This window comes from [Clostridium] cellulosi, from assembly GCF_036762875.1.
GTDB lineage: Bacteria > Bacillota > Clostridia > Oscillospirales > Ethanoligenentaceae > Ruminiclostridium_D > Ruminiclostridium_D cellulosi.
In genome coordinates this window covers 75,816-96,102 of the sequence record NZ_JBAIZF010000004.1, presented here as the reverse complement: position 1 = coordinate 96,102, position 20,287 = coordinate 75,816, and the positions used below count along the sequence as shown (strand labels likewise).

At 43.3% G+C, this 20,287-nt stretch carries 19 protein-coding genes and 1 tRNA gene; 15 read left to right on the top strand and 5 right to left on the bottom strand.

Annotated elements, in window-relative coordinates; translation table 11 throughout:
- Positions 1-356 precede the first annotated feature (356 nt).
- The 3 genes from V6C21_RS01935 (at position 357) to V6C21_RS01925 (ending at position 3,451) form a co-directional block, all read left to right on the top strand.
- On the top strand, positions 357-1,265 hold the full coding sequence (locus tag V6C21_RS01935) for an ABC transporter ATP-binding protein (protein ID WP_479268206.1): 909 nt from the start codon (positions 357-359) through the stop codon (positions 1,263-1,265).
- Between the two features lie 9 nt (positions 1,266-1,274).
- A complete protein-coding gene (locus tag V6C21_RS01930; RefSeq protein ID WP_045085820.1) occupies positions 1,275-2,363 on the top strand; it encodes an ABC transporter permease in 1,089 nt (362 codons plus the stop codon).
- 314 nt (positions 2,364-2,677) lie between these two features.
- Complete coding sequence (locus V6C21_RS01925) at positions 2,678-3,451, top strand: hypothetical protein (protein ID WP_479268205.1); 774 nt, start codon at positions 2,678-2,680, stop codon at positions 3,449-3,451.
- On the opposite strand, the gene V6C21_RS01920 is transcribed toward V6C21_RS01925, so the two are convergent.
- Entirely contained in the window at positions 3,420-3,725 is a 306-nt protein-coding gene (locus V6C21_RS01920) for a hypothetical protein (protein ID WP_479268204.1), read from the bottom strand. The genes V6C21_RS01925 and V6C21_RS01920 overlap by 32 nt on opposite strands.
- Before the next feature lie 201 nt (positions 3,726-3,926).
- Between V6C21_RS01920 and V6C21_RS01915 the strand changes: the two genes are divergently transcribed.
- The gene (locus tag V6C21_RS01915; RefSeq protein WP_479268203.1) at positions 3,927-4,256 is read left to right on the top strand and encodes a hypothetical protein; all 330 of its coding nucleotides are present in this window, start codon (positions 3,927-3,929) and stop codon (positions 4,254-4,256) included.
- Here the strand turns inward: V6C21_RS01915 and V6C21_RS01910 are convergent, their stop codons facing one another.
- Positions 4,257-5,012 (bottom strand): exodeoxyribonuclease III, encoded by a 756-nt coding sequence (locus tag V6C21_RS01910; RefSeq protein ID WP_479268202.1) that lies wholly within the window; start codon positions 5,010-5,012, stop codon positions 4,257-4,259.
- A gap of 310 nt (positions 5,013-5,322) precedes the next feature.
- On the opposite strand from V6C21_RS01910, the gene xylB reads away from it, so the two are divergent.
- Positions 5,323-6,855 carry a xylulokinase gene (gene xylB / locus V6C21_RS01905; RefSeq protein ID WP_479268201.1) on the top strand — a complete coding sequence of 511 codons (1,533 nt, stop codon included), beginning with the start codon at positions 5,323-5,325 and terminating at the stop codon, positions 6,853-6,855.
- 231 nt (positions 6,856-7,086) lie between these two features.
- On the opposite strand, the gene nadC is transcribed toward xylB, so the two are convergent.
- Together nadC and V6C21_RS01895 are read right to left on the bottom strand one after the other, a co-directional pair.
- Positions 7,087-7,923 carry a carboxylating nicotinate-nucleotide diphosphorylase gene (gene nadC, locus V6C21_RS01900; protein WP_479268200.1) on the bottom strand — a complete coding sequence of 279 codons (837 nt, stop codon included), beginning with the start codon at positions 7,921-7,923 and terminating at the stop codon, positions 7,087-7,089.
- On the bottom strand, positions 7,904-9,391 hold the full coding sequence (locus V6C21_RS01895; RefSeq protein WP_479268199.1) for an L-aspartate oxidase: 1,488 nt from the start codon (positions 9,389-9,391) through the stop codon (positions 7,904-7,906). The genes nadC and V6C21_RS01895 overlap by 20 nt, the downstream gene beginning before the upstream one ends.
- A gap of 138 nt (positions 9,392-9,529) precedes the next feature.
- Here V6C21_RS01895 and V6C21_RS01890 point away from each other — a divergent pair, with 138 nt between their 5' ends.
- Together V6C21_RS01890 and rpe are read left to right on the top strand one after the other, a co-directional pair.
- The gene (locus V6C21_RS01890) at positions 9,530-9,784 is read left to right on the top strand and encodes a hypothetical protein (protein ID WP_479268198.1); all 255 of its coding nucleotides are present in this window, start codon (positions 9,530-9,532) and stop codon (positions 9,782-9,784) included.
- Positions 9,785-9,866: 82 nt separating this feature from the next.
- Positions 9,867-10,535 carry a ribulose-phosphate 3-epimerase gene (gene rpe / locus V6C21_RS01885; protein ID WP_479268197.1) on the top strand — a complete coding sequence of 223 codons (669 nt, stop codon included), beginning with the start codon at positions 9,867-9,869 and terminating at the stop codon, positions 10,533-10,535.
- A 34-nt stretch (positions 10,536-10,569) separates the two neighbouring features.
- On the opposite strand, the gene V6C21_RS01880 is transcribed toward rpe, so the two are convergent.
- Entirely contained in the window at positions 10,570-11,166 is a 597-nt protein-coding gene (locus V6C21_RS01880) for an adaptor protein MecA (protein ID WP_034841730.1), read from the bottom strand.
- Positions 11,167-11,539: 373 nt separating this feature from the next.
- Here V6C21_RS01880 and V6C21_RS01875 point away from each other — a divergent pair, with 373 nt between their 5' ends.
- From V6C21_RS01875 to V6C21_RS01840, 8 genes are all read left to right on the top strand, one after another.
- On the top strand, positions 11,540-12,835 hold the full coding sequence (locus tag V6C21_RS01875; RefSeq protein WP_479268196.1) for an RnfABCDGE type electron transport complex subunit C: 1,296 nt from the start codon (positions 11,540-11,542) through the stop codon (positions 12,833-12,835).
- A 42-nt stretch (positions 12,836-12,877) separates the two neighbouring features.
- Positions 12,878-13,858, top strand: a complete 981-nt coding sequence (locus V6C21_RS01870; RefSeq protein ID WP_045085810.1) for an RnfABCDGE type electron transport complex subunit D — start codon at positions 12,878-12,880, stop codon at positions 13,856-13,858.
- Positions 13,845-14,948, top strand: coding sequence for an Rnf-Nqr domain containing protein (locus V6C21_RS01865; protein ID WP_479268195.1), 1,104 nt, complete (start codon positions 13,845-13,847; stop codon positions 14,946-14,948). The genes V6C21_RS01870 and V6C21_RS01865 overlap by 14 nt, the downstream gene beginning before the upstream one ends.
- A complete protein-coding gene (locus tag V6C21_RS01860; RefSeq protein WP_479268194.1) occupies positions 14,945-15,535 on the top strand; it encodes an electron transport complex protein RnfA in 591 nt (196 codons plus the stop codon). Before V6C21_RS01865 ends, V6C21_RS01860 begins: the two co-directional genes overlap by 4 nt.
- 76 nt (positions 15,536-15,611) lie before the next feature.
- Positions 15,612-16,868 carry a putative glycoside hydrolase gene (locus tag V6C21_RS01855; RefSeq protein ID WP_479268193.1) on the top strand — a complete coding sequence of 419 codons (1,257 nt, stop codon included), beginning with the start codon at positions 15,612-15,614 and terminating at the stop codon, positions 16,866-16,868.
- 393 nt (positions 16,869-17,261) lie between these two features.
- Positions 17,262-17,335: transfer RNA gene (locus V6C21_RS01850), tRNA-Gly, on the top strand.
- A 252-nt stretch (positions 17,336-17,587) separates the two neighbouring features.
- Positions 17,588-17,965 carry a hypothetical protein gene (locus V6C21_RS01845; RefSeq protein WP_045085807.1) on the top strand — a complete coding sequence of 126 codons (378 nt, stop codon included), beginning with the start codon at positions 17,588-17,590 and terminating at the stop codon, positions 17,963-17,965.
- A 246-nt stretch (positions 17,966-18,211) separates the two neighbouring features.
- The gene (locus V6C21_RS01840) at positions 18,212-19,702 is read left to right on the top strand and encodes an NCS2 family permease (RefSeq protein WP_045085806.1); all 1,491 of its coding nucleotides are present in this window, start codon (positions 18,212-18,214) and stop codon (positions 19,700-19,702) included.
- Positions 19,703-20,287: the final 585 nt, after the last annotated feature.

Sequence of the window (20,287 nt, the reverse complement as noted above, 5' to 3'; positions counted from 1 at the left end):
CAACTGGCTGTTCATAACCGTAAATATAATGCTTTTCCTATGCGTCCGCTTAAATGGCAGTCACCTAAAAAGGTACTGCATGATTTTTTGTCCCTCGGTGTAACATATCTTTGACAAACCTACATTTAGCCGCTTTTAATAAAATTCGCACGTGTTGCGATATCACCAAATACCCCACTGCCCGGTACTGAATTATATGAGAATGCGAACAAATACAATATAATTATTCATTCTGATAATTGGGAAGATTATTCTTTAATGAAAGTTATCTTATCAACCCACTATCTCAAAAGAGAAGATATCAGAAATATTTATGTTGAATTTAGCGAAAAAATTAATTCTTTGGAGGCTGGGACATGATAGAAGTTCGTAATATCAGCAAAAAATATGGAACGTCCTATGCCCTAAACAATGTATCTTTCTCCATAAATGATAATAACATTACAGGAATTATTGGCCATAATGGAGCGGGGAAAACTACATTAATTATGATAGCAAATGGGCTTTCCAAACCTACAAGCGGTGATATCTTCATTGATAATTTTAGTTTATCGAAAAACAGGGATTACATACGGCTTTGTACGGGATTATTTACTGATAGGTTGCATCTTTATCAACTGCTTACTGTAAAGGAATGTATTGACTTCTTCAAAGGCATGTATAAAGTGTCAAAAACAAGAATTGATTATTTGATGGAAAGTCTCAGCCTAAAAGAATTCGCTAATAAAAAAATCTCAGAATTGTCTACAGGCATGTTGAAAAGGGTGCTTCTTGCGATTAGCATAATCAATAATCCAAAAGTTCTTTTTTTAGATGAGCCTTTTTCTGGTCTGGATCCGGAGTCAAGAAATGATTTTATACATTTAATTAAGGAAATAAGTAATGACAATATTCAATTGCTTATATCATCACATGAATTACTTGAATTGGAAACAATCATCAAAAGGCTCGTTGTTTTAAAAAAAGGCAAAATAGTAATCGATGATTATCTTGATAAACTTATGTATCAGTATTTTCCTAATAGAATATTGGAAATCGATATCTATTGTTCCCAATTTCAGATACTAAAAAATCATCTTCAAAAGTTAAATGCGTCACAGTCTATAAAATTTCTTGAAAAAGGCGATAACATATGTTCTCTTAATATTGATGTAAAGGACAGCCATTTAATTTTCAGCAGTTTGCCCGATTATGCCAGAATTATCTCTGTGAGAGATTACAAGCCGTCTCTTGATGATCTGTACTTCAAAATCAATGAAAATTAAGGTGATTATATGTGGCACCTGATAAAGAAGGAAAACTTAGTAATATTTAAAAACTGGCAATCTTATTTTTTAACTCTTATCATTCCAGTCCTTGCGGTACTTGTAAATTTGATTATGTCTCAAACATCTGTTACCAAATTATCTGTTACTGTTATAGACGATTCAGGTAATATGCAAACATTACTGCCTGCGAACATAAATAATGAAAAAGGGGTTAGTTTTAGTTTTAATTCAAGTAGAGACCTTGAAAAAGCAATTAAAGACGTACAGGTTGGAAAATGCAGTGCAATTGTTGAAGTACAAAATCAGAAATATGTAAAATTGTATTATGATGAAGCGAGACAAGATTCGCAAATTGCGGTGAAATATATCACATATTCATTGCAGAGACTAATTTCCGATGATTTAATAAAAAAATATCCTTCGTTAGTAAATGAACTAAATTCAAAACAAGTATACTCCATATCTCAAGCGCAAAATGTTGGACGAGCCTCTGCGGAGTCAAATAATCTCAACACAATGTTGCTGATAGGGGTAATATGGATATTTGTTTTTACCCCTTTAAATCAAGCTATGTCTCAAATTCAACAAGAGAAGACGTCAAGCACTTTATTTTATCTGTATAAGATTCCACGAACTAAATTAGAAATTCTTTTTGCTAAGCAAATTGCTGTTGTAATACAATGCTTATTAGCATCAGTCATTTTATTTGGAATCACTCGAATAGTAGGAATCACAAATTATACGCTCCATCTATATTATTTGCCAATTTCGATTTTATTGATTTTATGTATCAGTTCAATTGGTTATTTCTTCGGCTTCTTGCTTACGGATACCGGCTCATCTATTATTGTAGTGCTGTTGCTGACTCTGCCAACGATGCTTATTTCGTCACTAAATACATCTACAGCGTTGGATCCTGTCATGAAGATTATACCGTCTTACTACGTAAGTCAGATATTGAAACAAATGTTAACAGGCTCTGCTATAAATCAAATCTATATAGTTATAACAATTTGTATTACAATAATCTTTTATACTCTTAGTTGTATATTATTCGAAAGAAGGGATCCGATGCGGTTATGCAAAAATTTATAAAATTGGGTTATGTAGCTTCTGTACTCGGTATTCTATTAATTGTTTACGGCTATTATGTTTCAGTGTCTAAGTACATACGTATTGCGCAAACAACAAAATCTTTTAGTTTTATTTTATATCTCGTAATTATTACACTATTTTTCTACATTTTTATTATTCTGCAGTCTATGATCCATGAAGCTGGGCATCTTTTATTTGGGCTTGTTTGCGGATATGAACTTATATCGGTAAGGATCGGGAATCTGAGAATAATAAACGACGGTAATACTAAAGTTATATCGGGCGGAAAATTTGAGCAAAATGGTCAGTGCATAATGAAGACAAAAGATGAGGGTAACCGTGCTCATTGTTTACTATATAACTTGGGAGGATGTATATTAAATTTGGCCGTATCCTCCTTTTTACTTGTATTAGTACATAAAAAAGTCATTACTGCGCATCTGGTTCCTTTGTATATATTTATTATTGCAGGATATTATGTTTTTTTAGTTAATGCAATTCCATGTATTAGAAACTCAACTATTAGTGATACTTTGAATTGTTGTTTGTTACTATCAAATAAAGATTTATTGGAAACAATGAATATTCAACTTGATATTTATTGTCAACTTTTAAACGGGCGACGACCTGGTGAGATTGATTTTAAGAAGTTTGATTTATCAGTTTTAAATATTTATAGTTTTAGCCCCGCTATTACATATTATTATTGCTGTTTGGATAAAAACGATATAAGTAAGGCTAAAGCTGTCCTTAATGCTCTTAGAAAAAGTGATGCAGTATTTGGAAAATCTCAGAAAAATCGGTTATACTATGAGGACCTTTATCTTAAACTGATTGCTAATGATGCTCTTGATACATATGATATTAAAAAAATAGAACAATTGAAAAAAAGTCATACAATAGAGGATATAAGAGTCTTACATGCTTACTATTACTTTTATGAAAAGAATTTTGACTTAGCAAAGCTCTATGAGCATAGTATTCAGAAAGTTAATCCTCAATTTATGGCTGGCTTATTTGAATTTCATCGCGATCTAATTTTGAATCCGTTACGTTTTAAAATGACAGATTATCAGCATTGCCACTGATAAGCAGTTCCTCGATATCTTTTTGCACCTTTTTAAGTTTCTCGCCCTCGACTTTTCCGGATACGTCATTTAAAATCTCAAGTGCTGTTTTATAGAGTTCGTGAGCGGTGCTGTTCTTTCCCTCTGTCTTATAGATATGTGCGTCAGCCGACAGGAGTTTGGCGAGGAGAATACAGCGGTCTTCATTTTCACCGCCAGGGCGTGTTACAAAGCGCATAAGCTCGCCGGGCGGCAGTGTCCGCACGAGCAGGGGTGAAATACCGAGTTTCTTCATCGCCTTGTCTATCTCCTCATGAGCTCCTCAAATTTATTTTCCAATTCAAGTTTTAAAACCTCTCTTAAGAATTCACCCATCTGCTCAATCATACGGATAATATAATCTTCCGTAAACATAAAAAATCCTCCTGACAAAGATAATTTGGAACTGCGGCCTGCCGATATAAAATTAAAGAAGGAAAATGTGGGAGGTGCTGATGTGAATAGTATCATACCGATTTCCGATTATCCGGCGCCGTCTGACGCAAATTCTCAGATTCAGGTACTCAATGAAAAGAAAGGCGAAATAAACGGTGCGATTGATATAATAAATAACAGCAAGCTCGGCAGAAAAACAAAAGAAATTGCAACAGACAGGCTGCGTGCCCGCCGGGACAGCATTGAGACTGAGATACGCCACAAGCGCACTGAAAAACAAGTCAAAGACAAAATAGAAAAGAGGCAGCGGGAAGAGAAAGAAGTCATAAAAGCGCAGCTTGAGAAACAGGACAAAGACACGTCAAAAGCGAGGCTTGATATAAGGGCGTAATTATAGGTCCGTCTCAAGGCCTATGGGGCAATGGTCGCTTCCCATTACATCTTTGTAAATAACGCTGTCTTTTATGTGTTTCATAAGGCGTTCCGACGCCAGAAAATAGTCAATGCGCCAGCCCGCGTCGCGTTCCCGCGCGCGGAATCTATATGACCACCAGGTATAAGCGCCCTTCTTGTCCGGATAAAAATACCGGAAGGTATCGACAAATCCGGAATCAAGAAGAACGCTTAATTTTTCGCGCTCTTCTTTAGTAAAACCCGCATTTCTCTCGTTGGCCTTAGGATTTTTTAGGTCTATCTCAGTGTGGGCTACGTTCATGTCGCCGCAGATTATGACCGGCTTTTCCTTATCAAGATCCATTACATAATCGCGGAACGCATCTTCCCATTTCATGCGATAGTCGAGCCTTTTTAGCTCGTTTTGTGAATTCGGGGCATAGACGTTTACAAGATAAAATGTATCGAAATCGAGGGTTATGGCGCGCCCCTCGCCGGTGTGCTCATCATTGCCTATGTCGTAGGATACGGAAACAGGTTCTATTTTGGTGAAAACGGCTGTTCCGGAATAACCTTTTTTCTCTGCGCTGTTCCAATAGCATATAAAATCTTTGAAACAAAAATCTGCCTGTTCAGGTTTCATTTTTGTTTCCTGAACGCAAAAAACATCAGCGCCAGAGTCAGCTAAAAAATCCGCGAATCCTTTATTCATACAGGCGCGGAGGCCATTTACATTCCAAGATATTATTTTCATTTATGTATCTCCCTTCTAAACAGAAGTTTATCATAAACACAACCAAAAACCAACACAATGTTTCATTGCAATGAATTAAATGCTTTCTGAAACAAATAATAGGAACAACTAAAATTTTGACCGATACATCATATTTTTACCTACTTTGGCACTTTTGTTGACATCAATTTTTAATTATGGTATTATGAAACTAATTAAAAATAGTTTTATTAAAGTGTTATTCATAAGTAACTTTGTGGACAGCGCAATTCTGTATTGTCATACATTTAAAATTATCAATATATAAATTACGAAAAAGGGGTAAGCAGCTATGAAATACGTCCTGGGCATTGACATAGGCACTTCTGGAACAAAAACCGTATTATTTGACCTTGCCGGCAATGTAATGGCTTCAGCAACCGGCGAGTATCCGATGTATCAGCCCCATAACGGCTGGGCGGAGCAGGATCCAGAGGATTGGTGGAAGGCCGTATGTTCCACTATCAAGGAAGTTTTGAAAAAGAGTGGCGCTGATCCAAAAGAAATTGGCGGCGTAGGCCTTTCAGGCCAAATGCACGGGCTTGTAATGCTTGACAAAGACAACAAGGTCATCCGCAATGCTATCCTTTGGTGCGACCAGAGGACTGCTGCACAGTGCGAAGAAATTTCGGAGATTATAGGACGTAAAAAGCTTATAGATATAACAGCGAACCCGGCGCTTACCGGTTTTACCGCTTCAAAAATACTTTGGGTGCGTGAAAACGAACCTGAAAACTATGAAAAATGCCGCAAGATTCTTCTGCCGAAAGACTATATCCGCTTTATGCTGACCGGCGAATATGCGACAGAGGTTTCCGATGCTTCTGGCATGCAGCTTCTCGATATTCCGAACCGCTGCTGGTCTGATGAAGTGCTCACAAAACTTCAGATAGATAAATCAATGCTCGGTAAGATGTATGAGTCTCCGGAGGTTACCGGTAAGGTTCATCGGCAAGCGGCCGAGGCAACAGGCCTCGCGGAGGGCACAATTGTTGTCGGCGGCGCCGGCGATAATGCGGCTGCGGCTGTCGGTACTGGTGTTGTAAAAGACAAACTCGCCTTTGCCACAATCGGTACATCAGGCGTTGTTTATGCCCATTCATCAAAGGTTCGCATTGACCCGAAGGGCAGAGTCCACTCGTTCTGCAGCGCTGTTCCCGGCGAATGGCTGACGATGGGCGTTACTCTCGGCGCAGGACTTTCGCTTAAATGGTTCAGAGATAACTTCTGCCACGCCGAAATTGAGCAGGCAAAGCGGGAAGGCAAGAATGTATACTATCTGACCGATATGGAGGCCGCTAAGATTAAACCCGGCTGCGACCGCCTTTTGTATCTCCCGTATATCATGGGCGAGCGCACACCTCACCTTGATCCGGATTGCCGCGGTGTATTCTTCGGCCTGTCCGCTATGCACACAAGGGCACATCTTATCCGTGCGGTTCTCGAAGGCGTCAGCCACTCACTGCTCGACTGCGTAATGATTCTGCGCGAAATGGGCATTGAAATCAATCAGATGATGGCCTGCGGCGGCGGCGGAAGCAGTCCGCTGTGGCGTGAAATGCTCAGCGATATGTTCGGCTGCGAGGTTATGACAGTTGCCCAGAAAGAAGGCCCGGCACTCGGTGTCGCCCTGCTGGCAGGTGTCGGCGCAGGTGCATATTCTTCAGTACAGGAGGCATGCGAGGCAGTTATCAAGACTGACAAAGTCCAGAAGCCTGACGCAAAACGCACAGAACTGTACCTCAAGTACCATGTGCTTTATAACCAGCTTTACAAGTCCCTCCAGAACGACTTCAAGACGCTGGCGAATATAGAAGAAGCGTAATTATTTAGTTATAGTTAATAACGCAGGCGGGTATTAGAAATTCCTCCTCAATACCCGCCTGTTGTTTTTTATTGCAATAATCTGACTTTTACAAAGGGCGCAAGCACCTTTGCGGCTCGCGCGGAAAACTGGTTAACGCAGGGAATAAAATAATAAAAAGAAAAACAGGCAAGTCTAAATGTGCAGCGCCACTTAAGACTTGCCTGTTTTTAATATGTGCGAAAAAGCAACTTAGATTATCTTCATAGATATGTCGAACGCCTTGACGGAGTGGGTCAGCGCCCCGACGGAGATAATGTCAACTCCGGTTTCGGCGACGCTCTTAAGATTGCCAGCCGTAATTCCACCGGAGGCTTCGACAAGGGCCTTGCCGCCTATTATTTCGACGGCTTTTTTCATTGTGTCGTTGTCCATGTTGTCAAGCATAATGATGTCCGCGCCGGAAGCTAAGGCTTCCTTTACTTCATCGAGATTGCGCGTCTCTACCTCGATTTTTATGGTGTGGCCAATCTTCGAACGCAGGGTCTCCACAGCCTTTGTGATTGAGCCGGTCGCGTCGATGTGGTTGTCCTTAATCATCGCGGCGTCTGACAGGTTAAAGCGGTGATTGCGTCCTCCGCCGACTGCGACGGCATACTTTTCGAGCATGCGCAGCCCCGGCAGGGTCTTGCGGGTGTCGGCGATAGAGGCTTTTGTGCCTGCAATCTCTCTGACGGCGGCGTTTGTCGCCGTCGCAATGCCGGACATATGCTGCAAAATGTTGAGGGCGGTGCGCTCGCCTTTTAAGAGGGCGCGGGTCTTGCCATGGATGCGGGCTATTACATCGGATTTTTCCAGAATATCGCCGTCGTGTTTGAGTATCTCGAATGACATATCACCATCGAGCAGCTTAAATGTGCGCAAAGCGACATCAATTCCGCAGAGTATACCGTTTGCCTTGGAAATAAAAGCGGCGGTCGATTCCTGCTCCTCGGGGATAAGGTAGTCGGTTGTGACGTCGACGTAGTTTATATCCTCTTTAAGTGCCCTTATGATTATTTCGTCGATACTAAAGTTGGAAAGACTCATCTGTTACCTCCGTTAATATAAGCTTTGCAATCTTTACAAGGCTTTTTGCTTCCAATAAGTCAAGACTATATTCAAATTCGGTGTGCTCAAGCATATCGTCAAGCTCGCAGACGCGGGCAAGCCCTTTTTTAGCTGCGTCGAAATTAGGGTTGACAAAAAAGCTCGATTGAACGATGGAGCGAACCTCACTGCGTATGCCTCTCGGAAGGGGTTTGCCCTTTTTCATTTCAAACAGCGCCCGGGGCCTTAAGGTATTCTCCTCGTTGCGGGCCCTTTCTGAAATGTCCAGTGCTGCGCGGCGAGAGAAAACAAGCGCCTCAAGCAGTGAATTGCTGGCTAAGCGGTTGTTGCCGTGAACGCCGGTGCGTGAACATTCCCCAACAGCATAAAGCCTGCCGACAGAGGTGCGGGAATAGGTATCGACGTCAATGCCGCCCATCAGGTAGTGCTGGCAGGGGAATACAGGTATCCTGTCCTTTGTTATGTCAATGCCCTCGGCAAGACATTTTGAATAGATACTGGGGAAGCGCTTCTTCACGAATTCCGGGTCCTGCGCGGTAATATCGAGGTAAAAGTCCTCGCTGCCTGTTCTCTTTGATTCTTCCATAATGCAGCGGGAGACAACGTCCCTCGGGGCAAGCTCCCCTCGCTCATCGTATGACGGCATAAACCGCTCCCCGCGGCAATTGAGCAGATAAGCTCCTTCTCCGCGGACTGACTCCGAGATAAGGAACCGTTCGCGTTCTTCCCGCGCCGCAAAGGCGGTGGGGTGGAACTGGATAAGGCTGAGGCCGCTTACCTTAGCGCCAAGCCTATGAGCCAAAACAATACCATCGCCTGTCGCAATTTTTGAATTCGTAGTGTATTTGTAAACACGCCCGATGCCGCCGGTTGCAAGAATAGCATACCGGGAACAGACATTTAATAAGCCGCCGCCTTTCAGAATACCAAAACAGAAGCCGCCGTCTATCTTGTCCATTTTCATTATGGCCGCGTTTTCCATGACGGTGATGTTATTTTTATTCTTTACATGGGCGGCGAGCTTTTGAACCACTTCAAGTCCGGTTGTGTCCTTGTGGTGGACGATGCGGTTTATCGAATGCCCACCCTCCAGCGTCATGTGAAGGCGGCCGAGGGAATCGCGGTCGAAATCAACGCCCAGTTCAATTAACCTGCGGACATCCCGCGGCCCTTCATCGACAAGGACCTCAACAGCCTCAAGTTTGTTTTTATAGCCTCCGGCAATCAATGTGTCGCGGATATGCTTTTCGCGGCTGTCCTTATCCCGGTCGAGAACGGCAGCTATCCCGCCTTGGGCGAGGGCGCTGTTGCTCAGTTCGAGTTCACGTTTTGAAACAATAAGAATGGAAAGCGACGGGTCAACATTCAAAGCGGCGTAAAGACCCGACACTCCTGTGCCTGCTATAACGACATCATAAGTCGGCACTGTTGTATTGTTATTTAGCATTGTTATTGCACCTTCAAATTAGTAATGCCATTCGAGAATATTTATCATTATTATTCTATCACAAAATATTGCATACTTTATAGTTTATAGGCAAAGATATTGTCAAAACGCTGTAATAACGGTAAAATATATATTATAATGTCGCAGAGTCTAAAAATTTTTGAGCATTTTTATGGCTTATTAGAGAAAAAGAGCTGTCCTGCAGCGGCTTGCGCCATTGTAAGACAGCTCATCTATTATAAGCGGGTGGGCTTCCACGGCGAGAAATGCGCCGGTAATTCTGAGGGCAGGCCGCTGGACCTACCGCCGGCGCGCCACACCTGCGGATTTTTCCACCCTGATATATTTTATGCTGTTGACAGGCTTGTGGCACAGAATTTGGCAGGCCGCTAAAATCATAATAAAATTTATTGACCTTTTTTACCTATTGGTTTAAAATTGAAGAGGCAGAATCTAATAAAAAAGTAGGATTTTTATGAAAATTAAAATTTCTCCGTCTATTCTATCTGCTAATTTTGCCTGCCTTGGAGACGAGTGCAGGCGTGTTTGCAGCGGCGGAGCCGACCTTGTCCATGTTGATGTTATGGACGGATGCTTTGTCCCGAACATAACCATCGGCGCGCCGGTTGTCCGTTCTATAAAGCCTTATTCAAACATCCCGCTCGACGTTCATCTTATGATTGACAGGCCAGAACGATATATTGATGATTTTATCGACAGTGGTGCTGATATAATAACAGTTCATTTTGAAGCAACTGACAAGCTTGACTGGATTATAGATAGGATTCATGCTAAGGGCGTTAAGGCTTCGGTCTCAGTAAAGCCGAACACGAATGTTGACGTCCTTTACCCATACCTTGAAAAGCTCGATATGGTGCTCATAATGACAGTCGAACCTGGTTTTGGCGGTCAAAAGTTGATTGAGCACACAATTCCTAAGATATCGGAACTGAGGAATAAATGCGTGTCCCTTGGCCTTGAAACCGACATAGAGGTGGACGGCGGTATAACCCCGCATAATATCTCGCGCATTTCTAAAGCCGGAGCAAATGTTTTTGTCGCGGGCAGCGCCGTTTTTAAGGTTGAGAGCATAGCCGATGCAATCTCGCAGCTCAGGGCGGGCGCCGAGAGCGGCAGGATATAAAAAAATGCCCCTCTTCTGGGGGCATAAAAAGTAATTAATAATGAAAATAGCGAATAAAGTTTTCTATTGCGCGGGTTTTGATGATTACTGTACCATGTTCTTCTAACATAGCCTCATAAACAGATGAGCAGTTTTCAGCGCTTCCGTATTCCGAAAGGGCGGCCAGAAGTGCGGCAAGCCTGTCGCGGTCAAGCCCTAATATAACCGGCGAGAAAATAAGGTAGTACTTATTATTGAAGCAATAAAGGGCGCTGCTCTGTATCGGCAAATCAGGAAAATCTGCGAAATGGCCGATTGCACTGATTGCGTCCTCAAGGCTTTCGCAGCTAAAGACGTAACTGCCTTTTCTCCGGAAGCTGTTTGAATTTATGTGCTGCTCCATCGCTTCACAATGTGACTTTGTGATATAGATAACACACCCGCTGTTTTTGCCTGGAAGTACTTCCAGCAGGAGCTTGCAGCGCTGTGTGCTGAAGCCGTTTTTTTGCGCTTCGGAAAGGATCTCTTTCAAAAGGCGCCTTGTTCCAGGGCTTTCTTTGCTTATCGAGTAATAGTCAAGGTCATATTTGTCAAGGTCCTTGGGGTCTAGCTGGATGCGCAGCCTGTCTGGGCCTACTTTTTGAATGTTCATTCCGTGCCTCCTTATGAAAGCTTTGTGGAGTAAAATCTGTTTGTCCGTCCATACTTTTGATTCAGCTGTCTAAGACTGTGCCGCTTATGCTGACAGTACGGCCATTAAACATAACTTTAAAAACCGTGCTGTAATATATCCATTAGGTTTATCATAAGACCGGCAAAAATATATCCGCTATTACATTATAATGAATCCAGCGGCAAAAGTCACTGTGCTACTTTTGGAAGTAAAGTCGATAAATCCATATTATTGTCGTCTGGAAGGCTGTCCTTTGCAGCCAAAATTTAAGGTATCTGGGATGTACGAAGTGACCGGGCGGGAACTTTCGTTGGTCTGTCCGGTCACTGCGAAATAAATGGGGGTTTTTATAATGCTGAAAAGGCCGAGAGGCGGTCTGTGGTTCGAACTAAATAAAACTACGGCAGCAGAGCGCCCGATTGCGGAGCTTAAAGCTCCTGCAAGGGTATATCTTCCTCTTAAACAGTGCAAAGGTGAGACACCTTCGCTACTGGTTGGGAGGGGCAGCCGTGTTTTAAAGGGCCAGCCGATAGCAGATGGGTCGTACGGCCTTTCATGCAGTTTACATTCGCCGGTCTCAGGCACTGTCGAATCAATTGTAGAATATAATCATCCTGTCGGCGGGAAATCCATGATGGCGGTTATTAGCAACGACGGGCGTGATATGCCCTATAAGGCGGTGCAAAGCCGTACAGACAGCGCCGAGGGGATAATAGCAAGGGTAAAATCTGCCGGCATTGTATCGTCGAATGATTTCAGCAAGCCATATTGGGAAAAGCTCCGCCGTTTTAGGGAGCGTAAGGTCAATACGGTCATTATAAACGCGGTCGAAGTCGAGCCTTATATCTGCAGTTCGCAGAAAATTATGGACGAGCTGCCGGACGTAACAGTGGCTGGGCTTGAGCTGATTATGAAGTGCGTTGGCGCAAAAAAAGCTGTGCTCGCAGTAAGCGATGATATCCCTGAAGAGGTCTCGCGGGGCATGGCGGAAGCCGCACATCTTATCGACATTGAACTGACAATCGCGCACATTCCCCCAAAATATCCTAACGGCGATGAGCAGTTCCTGATGAGGGCGCTTTTTGCCCATGAGATTGAAGCCCAGATGAAAAAAGGCGGCAAACGGCCGGAGGTGTGCTTTGTTTATCCGCAGGACTGCGTAAATGTTCAAAGGGCAGTAAATGACGGCGTGCCGCAGATTACACGCATTATTACGGTTGCTGGGGACGCGGTAACCAATCCCCAGAACATTGAGGTGCCAATCGGCACGAAAATTTCCGATATTTTGAACTACTGCGGGCTGAGTTTTGACCCTGACAGGGTGGTGCTGGGAAGCCCAATGCGCGGGGTAGCGATACAAAGCCTTGATGTGCCGATTACAAAATCGGTGGGGGCGGTCCTTGCGCTTAAAGCCGCGCAGAGAAGAAATACAAAATCCATATGTATCAACTGCGGCAAATGCGTCAGCGTCTGTCCGCAGGGACTTCTGCCCAATTATATTGCGATGCGGGCCGTAAAAGCTGATTTCGAGGCATTAAGGGGGCTTAATATAAACGAGTGCATTGAATGCGGCTCATGCGCATACATCTGCCCCGGCAGGATGCCGATTGTCGAACTTATAAAAAATATTAAAAAAGCCGCGATTTGAGGCTTCGGCCGCATCCGGCGTAAGATACGGAGGAACTGGCTTTTGAGACTGTTTGCAGCATCGTCGCCGCACATCCGGCATGGTGACGATATCAAAGTTACAATGGGTGACACGATACTGCCGCTTCTGTTTTTGCTTATTGTTGCGATATATTATACCGGGCTGCGTGCGCTGACTCTCACCGCCGTTTCGGTATTGAGCTGTATTATTTTTGAGTATCTTTACAGGCGCATACTTGGCAAGAAGCGCAGTATAGGTGATATGTCGGCAGTTGTTACAGGCATGATAATCGCTTTCTGCATGCCTGTGACCGCTCCCATCTGGTTTCCCATAATCGGCGCGTTTTTTGCCATAGTTGTTGTGAAACAGCTTTTCGGCGGACTTGGCAACAACATTTTTAATCCTGCAGCGGCGGCAATCTGCCTTCTCACCGTAACATGGCCAGGAACCATGTCCACATTCCCGCAGGCGACTGCAAAGTTTTCGCCTTTTGCCACCCCTGTCGAGTTTGAAACGGGTGTTCCGGTGCTTACAGCGCTTAAAAACGGCACACTGCCTGATAACAGGCCCTTTGAAATGCTCGTCGGATACACCCCCGGCAACTTCGGTACGTCCGCCATACTTGTAATAATTATCGCCGGGCTGGTTTTGCTCTACAGGCGCATTATCAGTTGGAAAATACCGCTTGCGTATCTTGGGACAGTGGCAGTTTTGGCGCTCCTGTTTCCGAGATGCCCGTCCGGCAGGCTGGATTCCGTTGTTTTTGAACTGACATCCGGCTCCCTTGCGTTTGTGGCGGTTTTCATGGCAACCGACCCGGTTACAAGCCCTGTAACGACACTGGGGCGTTTGCTCTACGGATTTTTCTTAGGGCTGATTACCGTATTCATACGCTATTTCGGCATATATCCAGAGGGCGCGTTTTTCGCGCTGCTGATTATGAATCCGTTTGTGCTGGCCCTTGACCGGCTTGGCTGGAAGCTGAAATCAAAAGGAGGCAGGATTGCATATGAGCAAGAATAAAAAGAAGGCAGCCTCAAATAAAAAGGCTGCGCCTGCCGCACGTAAAAAAGAAAAAAATGCCAAAATGACTGCCGCTCCGGCGATGAAAGAGACAAATAAGGCCGCGGCCGTTCCTGCCAAAGGAAAGGCGGCTCAAGTGGCTGCCGCTCCAACGAACGGCCAAAAGGCAGCTAAAACGGCGGTTGGGCCGGCGGAAGAAAAAGCAGTCAAAGCGGTTGCTCCAACTGAGGATGTCAAGGCTCAGGAAGCGTCTGCGCCGGCAAATCCAAATTCAGCCCAAACGGAAAAAGAGAATACTGAACGTGCTGGATTTGGGAATAAATTTTTCGCGTTAATAAAAAACTTAAATTTCAAGAGGCATAAAGCACCGAAACCTGAAAAGGCGGAGAAGGCTGAAAAGCAGGAGACGGGTGCACCTGCCGAGCTTAATAAAGCAGAAAAGGCTGAAAATGCGCCAGCCGAAGAACTGGAAAAAGAAAACCAGCTTTTGAATCTGAAAAAGCGGCTGCTTGATTTAAACCCGGTATTTATAAAGATTGTTGCGGCCGTGCCGCTGCTTGGCGCGGCGGTATCGTTAAAAAACGGTATTTTACTGTCATGCGTTATGATATTGACTGTGGTATTATTGAATCTTTTGCTGATCCCTATTTACAGGTTCATACCAAACCGGTACCGTCCGGCCGTTTCATTTTTGGCGGCGGGCGTCGTGATAACCCCGCTGTATGCAATCGCACACTACTTTTCACCGTCGATTGCCTCAAACTGCAGCATATACCTGCCGCTTATTGCCGTTTCCGCCCTTGCATTATGTGAAAAACAGCATTTCGGCAAAAAGTATGTCGTTCCCAAAACGGCGCTTGACGCTTTCTTCAACGGACTTGGTTTTGCCTTTGCCGCGATAATCTTCTCGGTACTGCGTGAGATTATCGCAAATGGAACCCTTTATGACAGGCCCCTGCCTTATATTTCGGAGGCAAAATTCAAATTAGCGGCGTATCCTGCCGGTGCTTTCATACTTCTTGCAGTGTTTGCCGCGCTTTTTAGAAAGATATTTAATTACAATGAGGGCAAGGGGGACGATATGTTATGAATCCGACACAGTTCGCTGCTATAGCCGTTTCAGCAATTTTTGTCCAGAACCTGGTCATTGTATATATGTTGTGCGAAGGCAGCTTCTTCAAAGCGCTCAAAACTCCCGCTTCAATGACCCTTTTCGGAAGCTGCATTACCGTCGCGACGACATTATCGTCGGTATTCGCCTGGCTCATCAACAGTTTTCTGTTAAGGCCGAATTCGCTTGCATGGCTGTCGCCGATTGTGTTTATAATTATTATAGCGGCGCTTGAAGCCTTGGCGGAACTTATCGTCTCAAAGTTTTTGCCTGAAAAATCGAATTCATTGCACAAGCTTTTTACCGCTTCAGCGTTCAACTGCGCGGTTTTAGGCCTTGTTTTTCTGAATATTGAAGTCAATATGAGGGGATTTTTTGGTGCAGCATTCTATGGATTTTGTGCGGGATTAGGATACCTGCTCGCGATGTTTATTATCAAAAATGCCCTCGAACGCATAAGCTTCAGCTCGCCCCCGACTGTCTTTAAGGGGCTGCCGATTGCTCTGGTTACAACCGGCATAATATCCCTCGGGTTTATGGGATTTGCAGGTATTTCAATATCATAGCAGCTGCAAATGCAGCATAGTATTAAATAAAAGACTGGCATATAGTTAGATGACAAAATTTCGGAGGAAAGTTTAAATGCGAAGAACGAGGAGAAGAAGTCATTATAGTAGAATTTTCAGGTCGCGCAGGCGGCGTGGGCCGGGAGCATTAAAAGTAATTGTAACCATAATACTTCTTGCAGCCTTAATTTTTGTAGGTTATAGTATTTCAGACCCGCTCATACAACTTTTCTCCGGTAATTTTAAGCCCGCGCCTGCATCGTCGTCTGAACCCACAAGCTCAGCGGCAAAGCCAACAACAACATCATCATCTTCATCAGAGACAAGCTCTTCTGCAGGAGTAAATACGACGGCAATCCGCGGAGCGTATTTGCCTAAGAGTTATCTTTCAAACACAGCCGAGCTTAATGAATTTATCGCGCAGGCAAAAAGTGCGGGTATTAATCTTGCCGTTGTTGACCTTAAGGCTGAGGACGGCATAGTAAATTACGCTTCAAAGGTAAGCGAAGCTAAAAATACTGTTGCAAGCGGGGCGCCGGACGCTTCTGCCGCGGCAAAGGCCCTGTCTGATGCCGGAATTACCCCTGCGGCGCGTATTTGTGCATTTGAAGACCCGGTCGCGCCTAAAGTTTTGCGCGGAACTGGTGTTATGTACTATAAAAACCACAGCATGAACTGGATCGATCCTTCAGGCAACCGCTGGTTGAACCCGAATTCACCTCAGGCACAGCAATATATTACATCCCTCGCGACTGAAGCTGTGTCTTTGGGCTACAAGCAGATATTTATTGATGCGGTTACATTCCCAACAAAGGGCAATCCGGACAAGACTGGTTATTTCGGTGAAATGACTTCAAAGGAGCAGGTCATTTCAAACTATCTTGCAACGCTCAAACAGCAGGTCAATGCCGCCGGCGGCAAGCTGACAGTAATAACAACAGGCGCTGCGGCTGTCGGTCAGGCAAAGCAGAACATAGGATGGTCACAGAACATATTCGCACTTTCTGGCGATTATATAAGCCCGAATTTCTGCCCGTCACTGCTGGATCCCGGTATTCAGGTAGGCACGGCGGCAATTAAGAATCCTGATTTGACGCCGGGCGATACTGTTAATACGCTGGCACAGTACATTAAAGAAAATAACAATTCAAGGCTTTCCACAACAGTGCCTATAATCCAGGCCTATACTAACACAAAAACTAAAAACGGGACTTATAAACAATATACCGCCGACGATATCAGGGCGGAAATAACCGCTTTGAACAATGCGGGCATACAAAGCTATATCCTGTATAATCCGAAGGGCGTTTATGACTTTAGTTCATTGAAATGATAACCGAAAATTATGTATAGTGGCCGGCTTTAGCCGGCCACTATTTGCTGTTTTTAAGGTATCTCTGTTGGAAAATATACAAAATAGGCTGCTTAATTACACGTGAATATATGAAAACATATAAAAAGGGAAAAAATTGAAATAGCTTAGTGACATTGTACTTTTAATTATGTTATAATAAAAATAGTTAATTTAAGTGGATTATATGTTGACATCTAAAGCGGTTAACTTTATCCACACCTTGTTGCTATGCCGCGGCACGGCCGTACACACTCTTGACCCCTAACAGGGGTGTGTATGCCGCGGCGTAGAGACATGGTATACCATATTATTTACTGCTTGATTTTTTATATATCGTATGGTATAATACCGGAGTGTTCCGAGATATAATTTGCGGGTGTAATTCAGTGGTAGAATACCAGCTTCCCAAGCTGGCTATGTGGGTTCGATTCCCATCACCCGCTCCAGGGGATACGTCTATGGCTTTTTATGCTGTAGACGTTTTATTTTTTCAGTTTGCAAATTTGAAACTTGATTCTTGATTAATTAACCATTATAACTTATACTAAAAACGGGGTATTAAATTTTAACAGCTTTGATTACCTCTAATAGGATAAAAATATATTCAGAAGCCGTATAAGCTCCTAATAGCCATAAGCAAAAATTTTGCCTTTTTATTTACATGTGAAAAGCGCAGCATATTTTTGGAGGTAGTAGAATTGTCCGCTGAAAAAGAAACTTTGATTGAATGCTGGGCTATAATAATAATGCTTGGCATTGCCGCATATATGTTTATTCGCAGCCATAAGAAGGTTTGGGCGGGCAGTGTACTGCCGCTTTTGATTGTTCCGGCTGTAAATATAATCTATTCGCCGATAAGCAGAAAGGTAATGGAAGTAAGCAAAGAAGCGGCGATTTCCGCAAGAATCATCATTTACCTTATTTCGTTTGCTGTCGTATGTGTATGGGTTGTGCTTTGGGGCGGAAAGTTACCAACCGGAAAAACCAAATATATCTATATCTGCGTAAGTATCTTATTTACATTCATACTCCTGCTGATTTTCCTACGGAATCTTGTACTAAGGCCGTTGTTTTAGAATATATAAAACCGGATTGATATCCGGTTTTATTTTTTGTTCATAAATCCAAAAATGCAATATTTCGACGTCATTATTGCAAAAAGTATTATTATCAGCTTGATTTTTAAAATCTGTTCACATATAATAAAAATACGTTTTTCAATTTTTTAGCCAATTACTTGTAATTAGTTTTGGCTAAAAGACCCACGCATACGTCGGGAACGGAAATGTATTCAGGAGAAAGAAAAAAATGGAGGAGAACAAATGGAAAAGCTGTTTAAGCTAAAACAGTACGGCACAAATGTCCGCACAGAAGTATTAGCGGGAATTACGACATTCTTTACTATGGCATACATCATTTTTGTCAACCCGAGTATACTGCAAAATGCGGGAACTCAAGACAACCCGTTTAATCCGCAGGGTATTTTCGTTGCGACAATCATAGCATCAGTTGTGGGTACGCTTGTTATGGCGTTTTTTGCAAACGTACCATATGCTCTGGCCCCAGGTATGGGACTTAATGCGTTCTTTACCTATACTGTATGTGGTGTTATGGGATTCACCTGGCAGGAAGGCCTTGCAATGGTGCTCATCTGCGGTATCGTAAATATTATAATTACAGTAACTGGTCTTCGCAAACTCATAATCCGAGCCATGCCGCCTATCTTACAAAGTGCTGTCGGTGGTGGTATCGGATTATTTGTTGCCTATATAGGTATTAAAGACGCCGGACTTCTGAAATTTACTTCCGATCCCGGCAAATATGCACTGCTTCCTTCAAAAACGGTTATTGCTGACGCTTCAGCAGTACCGGCTCTTGTAAACTTCTCAAATCCCTCCGTTCAGCTTGCACTTATTGGAGTTGCAATTATTCTCATACTGATGGCTCTCAAAGTTAAAGGTTCAATACTCATCGGTATCATTTCGACTACGATTCTCTGCATGATCGAGATTGCCTGCGGCGTTGATCCGCATATATTCTTCCCGTCGCTTGGAGAGAATATTAAAACAGCGTCTGACTTCTTTGGAACTATCTCGATTTCTCCTGCAGCAATCGGCAAATCAATTGCCTCTGTTCAAGACACAGCATTCAAGATGGATTTTGTTGGGCTTTTTGAAAACCACAACAAAGTCTTGCTTGCTCTTACAGCTATTATAGGATTTGTTCTTACGGATATATTTGACGCTCTGGGAACATTCATCGGAACTGGCCGCCGTACGGGCATTTTCGATGCAGAAGATGAAAAACTTCTTATGACAAGCAAAGGCGTAAAATCCCGCCTTGACCGTGCCCTTTTTGCTGACCTGAGCGCAACAATTACAGGTGCTTTTGTTGGTACTTCCAACACAACAACATTCGTTGAAAGCTCAGCCGGTATCGCTGAAGGCGGACGTACAGGACTTACATCAGTCGTTACCGCGATTCTCTTCGCTATCTGCCTCGTATTTTCACCGGTAATCAGCATCGTTCCGAGTGCGGCTACTGCTCCGGCACTGATTGTTGTTGGTATCCTCATGATTTCTGCTATATCTGATATCGACTGGAACAACTTCGAGGATGCTGCCGTTGCATTTATCACAGTTGCTTTCATGCCGTTCGCTTACAGCATTACAACCGGTATTTCCCTCGGCTTTATTACTTATATCCTGATTAAAATTGTTAAGGGTAAGGCTAAAGAGGTTCACCCGATTATGTATGGCGCCGGGGTCCTGTTCATAATCAACTTTATTTCACTTGCTATCAACAAACTGTAACATCAGGTTTCAAAGCTGTTCCCCAAACGGGGAACAGCTTTTTTTGTTGCATAAACCACACCTAAGGCATATGAGCAGGCAAACACTATGAGAGGATCCATTAATAGATGGCGGCAGAACCAATCGTTAAAATTGTAATTTCATATATGAGAATAAATATTTCATTGATATATGAACGACAGAAGATAAAAAGTAATAGAATCTAAGGAAGCTTTGAACCGATAGGTAAGAGAGGGGTAAGCCCGACTGCTGCATAACACAAGGGCCGAAATTAAAGTGTATATATACGTCGGATGGATATTAACAGAGTGAAGCCATCTTTTGCGGACAGCGGGTATCGAACTATTCGCCGCAGTTGCGCAATATTATAATACAAAACAGCCGCCGGTTTTCTGGCGGCTGTTTTGATATTGGGTGAGGTAGTTCTTTGTATAGTGAATAGCTTAATTGTTGTATAGAAGTGAAATATAAAGGCCTGATTTTCGGACAACGTAATACATATTTTTCAGCCGTTAAATTATATTATTTTTGTAGTTTTTACTCTACAAAATTACATTTATTTGGAGTCCAAATTTGACTAATGAT

Coding starts and splice junctions, on each gene's coding strand:
- nadC (WP_479268200.1), bottom strand. CDS start 7,923: ATGAGTCTTTCCAACTTTAGTATCGACGAAATAATCATAAGGGCACTT.
- xylB (WP_479268201.1), top strand. CDS start 5,323: ATGAAATACGTCCTGGGCATTGACATAGGCACTTCTGGAACAAAAACC.
- V6C21_RS01910 (WP_479268202.1), bottom strand. CDS start 5,012: ATGAAAATAATATCTTGGAATGTAAATGGCCTCCGCGCCTGTATGAAT.
- V6C21_RS01840 (WP_045085806.1), top strand. CDS start 18,212: ATGGAAAAGCTGTTTAAGCTAAAACAGTACGGCACAAATGTCCGCACA.
- V6C21_RS01920 (WP_479268204.1), bottom strand. CDS start 3,725: ATGAAGAAACTCGGTATTTCACCCCTGCTCGTGCGGACACTGCCGCCC.
- V6C21_RS01895 (WP_479268199.1), bottom strand. CDS start 9,391: ATGCTAAATAACAATACAACAGTGCCGACTTATGATGTCGTTATAGCA.
- V6C21_RS01865 (WP_479268195.1), top strand. CDS start 13,845: ATGAGCAAGAATAAAAAGAAGGCAGCCTCAAATAAAAAGGCTGCGCCT.
- V6C21_RS01880 (WP_034841730.1), bottom strand. CDS start 11,166: ATGAACATTCAAAAAGTAGGCCCAGACAGGCTGCGCATCCAGCTAGAC.
- V6C21_RS01935 (WP_479268206.1), top strand. CDS start 357: ATGATAGAAGTTCGTAATATCAGCAAAAAATATGGAACGTCCTATGCC.
- V6C21_RS01855 (WP_479268193.1), top strand. CDS start 15,612: ATGCGAAGAACGAGGAGAAGAAGTCATTATAGTAGAATTTTCAGGTCG.
- V6C21_RS01860 (WP_479268194.1), top strand. CDS start 14,945: ATGAATCCGACACAGTTCGCTGCTATAGCCGTTTCAGCAATTTTTGTC.
- V6C21_RS01875 (WP_479268196.1), top strand. CDS start 11,540: ATGCTGAAAAGGCCGAGAGGCGGTCTGTGGTTCGAACTAAATAAAACT.
- V6C21_RS01890 (WP_479268198.1), top strand. CDS start 9,530: ATGTCGCAGAGTCTAAAAATTTTTGAGCATTTTTATGGCTTATTAGAG.
- V6C21_RS01925 (WP_479268205.1), top strand. CDS start 2,678: ATGAAGACAAAAGATGAGGGTAACCGTGCTCATTGTTTACTATATAAC.
- rpe (WP_479268197.1), top strand. CDS start 9,867: ATGAAAATTAAAATTTCTCCGTCTATTCTATCTGCTAATTTTGCCTGC.
- V6C21_RS01930 (WP_045085820.1), top strand. CDS start 1,275: ATGTGGCACCTGATAAAGAAGGAAAACTTAGTAATATTTAAAAACTGG.